This window comes from Cyanobium sp. Lug-B (assembly GCF_024345635.1).
Lineage (GTDB): Bacteria > Cyanobacteriota > Cyanobacteriia > PCC-6307 > Cyanobiaceae > Cyanobium > Cyanobium minutissimum.
In genome coordinates this window covers 17996-27487 of record NZ_JAGQBM010000038.1, presented here as the reverse complement: position 1 = coordinate 27487, position 9492 = coordinate 17996, and the positions used below count along the sequence as shown (strand labels likewise).

Annotated in this window: 10 protein-coding genes; all 10 read right to left on the bottom strand. The window is 70.8% G+C overall.

What is annotated here, in order from left to right; translation table 11 throughout:
• A partial coding sequence (locus KBY81_RS10445) for a Sua5/YciO/YrdC/YwlC family protein (protein WP_254976440.1) occupies positions 1-1011 on the bottom strand: 1011 nt, incomplete at its 3' end.
• Positions 1012-1013: 2 nt separating this feature from the next.
• The gene (gene hypB, locus KBY81_RS10440; RefSeq protein WP_254976439.1) at positions 1014-1754 is read right to left on the bottom strand and encodes a hydrogenase nickel incorporation protein HypB; all 741 of its coding nucleotides are present in this window, start codon (positions 1752-1754) and stop codon (positions 1014-1016) included.
• A 115-nt stretch (positions 1755-1869) separates the two neighbouring features.
• Complete coding sequence (locus KBY81_RS10435) at positions 1870-2946, bottom strand: outer membrane protein (RefSeq protein ID WP_254970659.1); 1077 nt, start codon at positions 2944-2946, stop codon at positions 1870-1872.
• A 187-nt stretch (positions 2947-3133) separates the two neighbouring features.
• Positions 3134-3475, bottom strand: coding sequence for a hydrogenase maturation nickel metallochaperone HypA (gene hypA / locus KBY81_RS10430; protein WP_106221467.1), 342 nt, complete (start codon positions 3473-3475; stop codon positions 3134-3136).
• A complete protein-coding gene (locus tag KBY81_RS10425; RefSeq protein WP_254976438.1) occupies positions 3468-3917 on the bottom strand; it encodes a hydrogenase maturation protease in 450 nt (149 codons plus the stop codon). The genes hypA and KBY81_RS10425 overlap by 8 nt, the downstream gene beginning before the upstream one ends.
• Positions 3914-5356 carry a Ni/Fe hydrogenase subunit alpha gene (locus KBY81_RS10420; RefSeq protein ID WP_254976437.1) on the bottom strand — a complete coding sequence of 481 codons (1443 nt, stop codon included), beginning with the start codon at positions 5354-5356 and terminating at the stop codon, positions 3914-3916. The genes KBY81_RS10425 and KBY81_RS10420 overlap by 4 nt, the downstream gene beginning before the upstream one ends.
• A 10-nt stretch (positions 5357-5366) precedes the next feature.
• Complete coding sequence (locus KBY81_RS10415; protein ID WP_106221584.1) at positions 5367-5945, bottom strand: oxidoreductase; 579 nt, start codon at positions 5943-5945, stop codon at positions 5367-5369.
• 11 nt (positions 5946-5956) lie between these two features.
• The gene (gene hoxU, locus KBY81_RS10410; RefSeq protein WP_106221473.1) at positions 5957-6676 is read right to left on the bottom strand and encodes a bidirectional hydrogenase complex protein HoxU; all 720 of its coding nucleotides are present in this window, start codon (positions 6674-6676) and stop codon (positions 5957-5959) included.
• Positions 6676-8301: a NuoF family protein gene (locus KBY81_RS10405; RefSeq protein WP_254976436.1), complete on the bottom strand. Its 1626-nt coding sequence runs from the start codon at positions 8299-8301 to the stop codon at positions 6676-6678. Before KBY81_RS10405 ends, hoxU begins: the two co-directional genes overlap by 1 nt.
• A gap of 54 nt (positions 8302-8355) precedes the next feature.
• A complete protein-coding gene (locus KBY81_RS10400; RefSeq protein WP_254976435.1) occupies positions 8356-9393 on the bottom strand; it encodes a hypothetical protein in 1038 nt (345 codons plus the stop codon).
• Positions 9394-9492 lie beyond the last annotated feature (99 nt).

Below are 9492 nucleotides of genomic sequence, written 5' to 3'. Positions count from 1 at the left end.
CAGCGGCGACGCCGGCAGCATCGCCCCCAGGCACGGGCTGCCCGGGGCCACGCCCGGCAGGGCGTCGGGCGCCCCTGGGCGGCGCCGCAGCAGCACGATCGGGGCGGCGGGATCCTCCAGGGCCCGACGCTCGGCAGCGTCAATGACGCAGAAGGGGGCGAGGGCCCCGCCCTCGGCCACCAGCAGGGCGAAGGGCTTGGCGGGCCGCCGCTTGCGCCGTCGCAGCCGGGCCACCGCGGTGGCATCGGTGGCATCCACCAGCAGCTGGAACCCGCCCACCCCCTGCAGGGCCAGCACCTTCCCGCCCGCCAGGAGATCGCAGCAGGCCCGGATCAGGGCCCGGGGACTGGCGTCGTCGCCGGTACGGGAGCCGGTCAGCGGCACCCCGGAGGCATCCAGAAGCGCCAGCCGCGGCCCGCACACCGGGCAGGCGATGGTCTCGGCGTGGAAGCGGCGGTCGGAAGGATCCTCGAACTCCCGGCGGCAGGCCGGGCACAGGGCAAACGGCGCCAGGGTCGTCTGGGCCCGGGCCCAGGGCTCGGCCGTGGCGATGCTGAAGCGGGGACCGCAGTCGCAGCAGCTGATGAAGGGGTAGCCGAAGCGGCGATCGGCGGGATCGGCCAGTTCCGCCAGGCAGGCGCGGCAGGGGGCCCGGTCGGCCACCAGCGACGACGCGATCAGATCGATGCTGAGCGGCCTGGCCTGGCCGACCAGGATCCGCACCCCCGCCTGGAACGGACCCGCCGCCGGGCCGGCGGCCGCCGACCAGACCGGATCGAGGGGCTCAAGGCGGGCCCCGGGGGGCAGCTGCTGCGGCAGGCGCCGCAGAAACGTCTCCAGGGAGCGGCGGTCCCCCTCCAGCCGCAGGCGCACCGTCCCCGGTCCGTTCTCCACCTCGCCACGCAGATCAAGGTCCCGGGCGAGGCGGTGCACCAGGGGCCGGAAGCCCACCCCCTGCACCACCCCACGGCACTCCAGGCGGAGCTGGGCCTGCCCCGCCAGCGGTGGCATGGTCAGCCGGCCACGGCCACCCGCTCCAGGCCCAGGGCCGCCAGCAGCTCAGGAATGCCCTTCCCGGTGCGGGCGGAGACCTCCACAATCCGGGCCCGGGGGGCCACCCGGGCGATGTGGCGACGGGCCTGGGGTCCGTCGAAGCCGCAGGCCTCCGCCAGGTCGCCCTTGCTGATCACCACCACGTCGGCGGAATGGAAGATGGCCGGGTACTTCAGGGGCTTGTCCTCCCCTTCGGTGACCGAGAGCAGGACGACCCGCTGGCTCTCACCGAGATCGAAGGCGGCCGGGCAGACCAGGTTGCCGACGTTCTCGATCACAAGCAACTCCAGGCCGTCGAGGGGCTGGCCGAGGTGGGCCAGCTCATGGAGAGCCCGGTGCACCATCGCCGCCTCCAGATGGCAGGCCTGGCCGGTGGTGATCTGCAGGGCGGGCACCCCGGCGGCCCGCAGACGGAGGGCGTCGTTGTCGGTGGCCAGATCGCCCACGATCACCGCCATCGGATGGCGCTCCGCCGGGGAGGGGGGAGCCAGGTGCCGGGCCAGCCGCTCCAGCAGGGCGGTCTTGCCGGAACCCGGCGAGGAGAGCAGGTTGATCACCGTGACACCGGCCGCGGCGAAGTGCTCCCGGTTGGCCGCCGCCTGGGCATCGTTGTGGACCAGCAGACGCTGGCCCAGCTCCAGGTGCCGGGGGGCCTCGATGGCGGGGGCGACCGGTTGGCCGCAACTGCAGTCGACACACATCGCCGGATCGGCCCCCGTCAGGAGTGGGCACGGAAGAGCCCCGTCGGGGCCCGGCCTCACCCCGCAAGGCTAGGCACGACGCTCCGACGGGGCCGCGGCAACGGCCGTCACGTGATCACCAGAGACCGCGGATGGGCGCGGGGGCCGGTTCGGGCTGGAAGATCGGCGCAGGAGCCGGTGCGGGCTGCATGATGGGTTCCGGCTCCGGGGTGGGAGCAGGCGCGGCCGCCACCGGGCGGGCACCGAAGCGGTAACGGAAGCCGATCTTGCCGCCGAAGCTGTTGAAGGCGTCGAAGGACACGTTCTCAGTGGAATAGCCGCCGGCTCCCTGGTAGACGCCCTCCAGGTAGAGATCGGAGTTGTAGTTCATGGCGTAGCTGACGCCCACCTTGGCCTGCCAGCCGAACAGCCCCTTGTTGACGCTGTTGGTGGGAATGCCGTTGAGGCTGAAGCTCGGGGTGCTGAGGTTGGTGTAACCCACACCGCCACCGATGTAGGGCGTCCAGCGGCTGTTGGTTTCGATGTCGTAGTAAAGACTCACCAGCAGATCATTTTTGTTGATGACGCCGGAGACATTGTCGGTGAAGGGGACGATGCCGAAGGCACCGAAGCCGATGGGATTGGCGGCACCAACCGCATTGAGGCTTGAACGGCTGTAGCCGTAGGTGAGCTCGGCGCGCAGGGCGCCGAAGTCGTAACCGACGCCCACATCACCGGAGAAGCCTCCGCCGAGATCGAGCTTGGTGGAATTGTTGTTTCCGAAGTTGAACAGCAGGGGCGAGAAGAAGGGGGAAACAAACGTTCCGGTGCTGTTGACCGTCTGGTCGCTCGGCTGCTGGTATCCGGCGCCGATGGTGAGGTACCAGCCCTTGGCGGAATAGACCTCCTTCACCACCGGCTGGGGATAGGTCTGGGCCATCAGGGCGTCCTCAGCCGTGGCGGCCTGGGGAGCGGCGACAGCAGGAGCAGGGACGTCCTGGCTCGCCGGGACCGCGCCCATCAGGCTCGCATCCTGGACAGGGATTTCAGCGGCGGGAGCCTCCGCGGGAATCGGCTCGGAGATGGACTCCGGCACCGCCTCCGAGCGACCATCGGCGGGACGGACTTCCGCCATTGCGGCGCCGCCGAACAGCAGACCGCCGGTGGCGGCGACGCCCACACTGCGCTGAACGATTCTGGTGATCAATGTCATGGTGGTTACGCCTCTCTTTCCTATGACACTCAACGCCAGCGGAAACCGGAAATCGTCATTCATGGACAGCAAAAGGCCTGGCACAGAGTGCTGAAAAAACGAAATCTTGCGCAAAATTGCATTTCATTTCCAGACGGCGATCGGTTCGGGCGGACAGGCAGGACTCCCCCCAGACCCTGCAGCCGCGTCAGGCGATCTCCATCGAGGCCAGCTGCAGCTCCCGGCCCCGCAGCAGTTCCCGGCTGATGCGGCCGCAGCGTGGGCACTCGCAGCAGCCATCGTGCGCCGCGAAGGGCTGCTCGCAGGCCGCGCAGAAACACGCAGCCTCCACCGCCTCGATCTCCAGCCGGGAGCCGGCGGCGAGGGTGTCCGCCATCACCACCGTGTGGGCCAGGCGCAGGGCCTCGATCTCCACCCCCGCCAGGCTGCCCACCCGCAGGGTGATGGCGGTGATGCGGCCGGCCCCATGGAGGGCGGCCTGCTCCAGGACCTGCTGCCGCACCGCATCCATCAGGCTGAGTTCATGCATGGGACGGCGGCATCCCCCGCAGCCAGCCCCGCAGCAGCCGGCGGGCCCGGGGCAGCTGGCGCCGCAGCTGCGGGGAGAAGCACTCGCCCCAGGAGAAGTCGAAGGCGGGCACCAGCAGCTCGTGGGCCGGCACGCAACGGTCGAACAGCTGCTCGGCCAGGGCCAGCAGCCGGGCGGGCGCCACCCGGTGTGTGTCCCGCTCCCAGCCGTCTGAGGCCAGCAGGGGCCGCAGGAGGCAGCGGCTCTGCGGCGGCGCCAGCCAGGCATCGACGATCAGCAGCCGGTCGGCGCCCGCCACCGCCTCGGCCAGTTCGGGGGTGAGCTGGTGGCGCTGCAGACCCAGTCCCTCCACCAGGTGCCAGCCCACCCCGTCATCGCCCCGCAGGGGGTTGCCGATGCCGATCAGCAGCGCGCCTCCGGTGCCGGTGCCGGCGTCGCTCATCCCCGCAGGCGCTCAGCCAGCACCGTGCCGTCGGCGGCCAGCAGCTGCAGGCGCAGGGGCATCTGGCCGGCGGCATGGGTGGAGCAGGAGAGGCAGGGGTCGAAGCAGCGGATGCCCGCCTCCACCCGGTTGAGCATCGCCTCGGGGATCTCGGTGCCGGCGGGCACCGGATCGGGGATGTACTCCCGGGCGATCTGATGCACGGTGCGGTTCATCGCCAGGTTGTTCTGGCCGGTGGCGATGATCAGGTTGACGCTGGTGAGCAGGCCGTCGTCATCCACCTTGTAGTGGTGGAAGAGGGTGCCCCGGGGCGCTTCGCTCACCCCCACCGCCTCGTTGCGGTTGAGGGAGGCCCGCAGCCGGATGCGGCCGTGCATCAGCTCGGGGTCCTGCACCAGCGCCTCGATCGCCTCCAGGCAGGCCACGATCTCCACCAGGCGGGCGTGGTGGTAAGCGAAGCTCGAGGTGACGGGCTGGCCGCTGCGCTGGCGCAGTTCCGCCAGCTCCCGGTCGGCCCAGGGGGTGCCGACGCTGTCGCAGACGTTGAGCCGCGCCAGGGGACCCACCCGGTAGATCCCGTCCGGGTAACCCAGGGGTTTGTAGTAGGGGAACTTGAGGTAGCTCCAGGGTTCCACCGCCTCGCCGAGGTATTCGGCGTAGTCGTCCTCGCTGAGCTGGTCGGCGACGATCGCCCCATGGGCGTCGCGGAAGCGGATGCGCCCCTCGATGTGCTCCCAGAGCCCCTGGGGGGTCACCAGGCCCATGAACAGGCTGGGGAAGTCGCCGAAGACCCGCTGCTCCTTCTGAAGGGGGCCATCCAGCAGCCTCTTGTAGAGCTCCAGGGCCAGGGTCACCGTGGCGCGGGCCTCCGGCAGGCGATCCAGGATCCAGTCCCTGGCCTCCTGGCTCAGGGGGGTGCGCACACCCCCGGGGACCGCCCAGGCGGAGTGGATCTTGCGGCCGCCCAGCAGCTCCAGGATCTGCTGGCCGAACTGGCGCAGACGGATGCCGGCCCGGGCCAGGTCAGGGTCGGCGGCCAACAGGCCGAAGACATTGCGCTTGGCCGGATCGCTCTCCCAGCCCAGCAGGAAATCGGGGCTGCTGAGGTGAAAGAAGGAGAGGGCGTGGGACTGGGTGAGCTGGGCCAGGTTGAGCAGCCGCCGCAGCTTGTCGGCCGCCGGGGGGATCGAGAGGGCCAGCAGCTTGTCGCCGGTCTTGGCGGCCGCCAGCAGGTGGCTCACCGGGCAGATGCCGCAGATGCGGGCCGTGATGCCGGCCATCTCGGTGAAGGGCCGGCCCTCGCAGAACTTCTCGAAACCCCGGTACTCCACCACGTGGAAGCGGGTGTCGGTGAGGTGGCCGGCCTCGTCGAGGTGGAGGGTGATCTTGGCGTGGCCCTCGATGCGGGTCACCGGATCGATGAGAACGGTGCGGGTCATGGGGAGGTCCTCATCCGAAGCGCAGCATGGCGGCCCCTTCCATCGCCGGCCGCTCCCCGGCCAGCAAGGGGGTGATCGCCTCGCGGATGCGCTCAGCCGAGGGGGGGCAGCCCGGCAGGTAGAGATCCACCGGAATCACCTCGTGCAGGGGCAGCACCCGGGGCAGGAGCTCGGGAACGATGCCGGGGGCGAAGGGCAGCTGGCCGGTGGCGTCGGCCAGCTCCAGGTAGCCGCGCTCCAGCACCGCTTTGGCGCTGTCGTGGCCGGCGTCGAGCAGGTTGCGCAGGCCCGGCACATTGGCCGTCACGGCGCAGTCGCCGAAGGAGATCACCAGGCCCGTGCGCTGGCGCACCTGCAGGGCCAGCTCCAGGTTGTCGACGTTGGCCACCGCCCCCTCCACCAGGGCGATGTCGACGGCCTCGGGGTAGATCTTGGCGTCGGTGCCGACCGGAGAGAACACCACATCCACCTGCTCGGCCAGGTCGAAGAGGAATTCATCGAGATCCAGGAACGACATGTGGCAGCCGGAGCAGCCCGCCAGCCAGACGGTGGCGAGGCGCAGCTTGGCGGCGGGGGGGGAGGGGGTCATGGTGGGGTCGGTCACTGGTTGTGCCAGCGGTGCTGGTCGCGGGCGGCGCGCAGCAGGGCGGGCAAGCCGGCGTCGGGCTGCTTCTCGGCGGTGGTGTCGGTGTTGCGGAACAGGGCACCGGTGGGGCACACCTCCACGCACTTGCCGCAGGAGGTGCAGGCCTGCACCTGGCCCCAGGGTTCATCGAGGCCGGCGACGATGTGGCAGTGGCCGCCACGGCTGCCGATGTCCCACACATGGGCGCCTTCGATCTCGTCACAGACCCGCACGCAGCGGGTGCAGAGGATGCAGCGGTTGTGGTCGAGGGTGAACTGGGGGTGGGAGGCATCCACCGACCGCTGGGGGTACTGGTAGGGGAAGCGGGAATGGTCCATGCCCACGGTGACGGCCATGTCCTGCAGCTCGCAGTGGGTGTTGGCCACGCAGACGGCACAGACGTGGTTGCCCTCGGCGAAGAACAGCTCCACCGCCATGCGCCGATACTCCCGCAGCTGGGGCGTATGGGTGTGGACCACCATCCCCTCGGCGGCGGCGGTGCTGCAGGCGGGCAGCAGCTTGTTCGATCCCTCCACCTCCACCAGGCAGAGCCGGCAGGAGGAGACCGGGCTGAGACCGTCGAGGTGGCACAGGGTGGGCACGTCGGCCGCGGCCGCCCGGGTGGCTTCCAGCAGGCTGGCCCCCGCCGGCACCGCCACGTCCTGACCATTGACGTTGAGGGTGACGACGGCCATCAGCGCACCTCCCCCGGGGTGCCGCAGAGCGCGGGCTCCCGGCAGGCCGCCTCGTATTCGTGGCGGAACCAGCGCAGGGTGCTGAGCACCGGATTGGGGGCCGACTGGCCCAGGCCGCAGAGGCTGGTGACCTTGACCATCTGGCAGAGGGCATCGAGGCGTTCCATGTCCTCGGGGGTGGCGCGGCGCTCCACGAAGCGATCCAGCAGCTGGGCCAGCTGCACGGTGCCGGCGCGGCAGGGGATGCACTTGCCGCAGCTCTCGTTGACGCTGAAGCCCATGAAATGGCGCGCCACCTCGGGCATGGAGGTGCTCTCCCCCATCACCACCATGCCGCCGGAGCCCATCATCGAACCGAGCGCCACCAGGCTCTCGTAGTCGACGGGGGTGTCGAGCCGCTCCGCCGGGATGCAGCCGCCCGAGGGCCCCCCCGTCTGCACCGCCTTGATCGGCGAGCCGTCGGGCACCCCGCCGCCGATCACCTCCACCACGGTGCGCAGGGGGGTGCCCATCGGCACCTCCACCAGGCCGGTGTTGACCACCGCCCCGGAGAGGGCGAACACCTTGGTGCCCTTGCTGTGCTCGGTGCCCATCGCCGCATACCAGTCGCCCCCCTGCCGCAGGATCGCCGGCACGGCGGTGAAGGTCTCGACGTTGTTGATCAGGGTGGGCGCCCCCCAGAGACCCGACTGGGCCGGGAAGGGGGGCCGGGGCTGGGGCATGCCCCGCTGGCCCTGGATCGAGAGCAGCAGGGCCGTCTCCTCACCGCAGACGTAGGCGCCGGCCCCCACGCGCACCTCCAGGCGCAGGTTGAAGGTGGTGCCGTGGATGTGGTTGCCCAGCAGGTGACGGCTGCGGGCCTGCTGCAGGGCCAGCCGCAGGCGCTCGATCGCCAGGGGGTATTCCGCCCGCACGTAGACGAAGCCCCGCTCGGCGCCGACGGCGTAGGCGGCGATCGCCATCCCCTCGATCAGCCGGTGGGGATCGCTCTCCAGCACGCTGCGGTCCATGAAGGCGCCCGGGTCCCCCTCGTCGGCGTTGCAGACCACATAGCGGGGGCCGGGGGGCTGGAGGGCCACCGTGTCCCACTTCAGGCCCGTCGGATAGCCGGCACCGCCCCGGCCGCGCAGGCCACTGCGGCGCACCTCGTCCCGCACCTGCTCCGGGGTGAGCTCCTGCAGCACACGCTGCAGCTGGGCGTAGGTGCCGAACGCGATCGCGTCGTCGATGGATTCGGGATTCACCTGCCCGCAGCCCTCCAGCACCACGGGCCGCTGCAGGGCGAAGAAGGGACCGTCCAGATCGATCCGATGGGCCGCCAGGGGGTCCGACGCGGTTGTGGGAGCGGCGTCCCCCTCACCATCGGCGGCGAGGGCGTCGGTGATGAGGGCCCCGGCCAGCTCGGGCGACAGCCCGCCGAACAGCCGGGTGCGGCCAGGCCTGTCGCAGGCCACCAGGGGACCGCTGCCGCACTGGCGCAGGCACCCCACCGGCTTGATCGTCAGCTGGGAGGGATCGAGGCCGGCCGACTCACGGGCCCCCTCCAGGGCGGTGCGCAGGCCCTGGCTGCCGGCGGAGCGGCAGCCGCTGGCATCGCAACAGCGCACCTGCACAGGGGAAGGCATGGAAAACCGGTAACGCCTCTCCTTCTGGTAGCCAGGAAATGGCCGGAGCGCCGCTCACCGGCCCTTGGCGAGGCTCCGGGCGATGGTATCCACCGTGGTGGGCAGGGGGGTGTTGGCCGGGATGACGCCATTGGCGTCGAGCACCTGGCGGATCTGCTCCAGCAGCGGGGTCAGGTTGTTCTGGCGCGGGTCGAGCAGCTCGTACTGCTCCTGGGGCCCGGGAAAGCGGATCCCCTCCAGCACAGCGGTTCCGGCACCGGGCCCGAGGCCGAGGTAGTCGGCCATGCCCTGGCGGGCGCCGACCTGCCGTTCCCTTTCCTCCTCCCGCGCCGCCCGCCAGCCCTGCAGGAGGGCCAGCACGGCATCAGGGTGCAGGCGCAGGAGCTCGGGTTCGACCGCGAGCACATCCAGGATCTCGTTGGGAAGTTGCCGGCTGGTGAACAGCGTGTTCAGGGCCAGGGCACTCCGCAGCGTTTCGCTGCGGGGCGGGTAGCTCACCACCGCCGCCACCGTCCCTTGCCGGAGGGCCGACTCCCACACAGCGGCGGGCAGGAACCTGAGCTGGGACGGCACCGGTGGGGGCAACCCCTGGGAGGCGAAGGCCCGGGCCAGCAGGTAGCGGGAAAGGCTGCTGCGATCAAGGGCGATCGGCCGGCCGACCAGGCCCTTGAGATCCCGGACGTCCTGGCGAGCCAGCACCTGATCGCCACCGCGGGATTCATCGACGACGAAGACGATCACCGGACAGCGCTCCGGTGCCAACCCGCAGATGGTGACCACATCGATCGCGGTGGTGGCGATCACCTGGGCCGTCCCCGCGATGTAGGCCTGGACGGCGCGGTCATTGTCCACGAAGTTGCGGACGTCCAGGCTGAGTCGTCGCGGGTCGTAGAGCTGCCGGCCCTGGGCCAGGGCGAAATAGGCGTAGCCCGGCCAGGGGTTCATCGCCAGCACGAGCCGGGGCGGCTGGCGCCAGCAGCCGATCAGCAGCGCCAGCAGCAGGACGACCAGACCCGTCAGCGCGCCGTTGCGGTGACGCCAGCCCGTCCGGCGCCTCCCCGGAGGGTCGGCGAAGCCAGCGACAGCCCCCATGGGTGGGCCAGAAATATGAAAAAAGTATTATGGAGGTCAGAGCGAACGGTTTCCACCCCGCCCGGCCCCGCCGCCGACTTCCCCCCCTGCTGCCCTCTC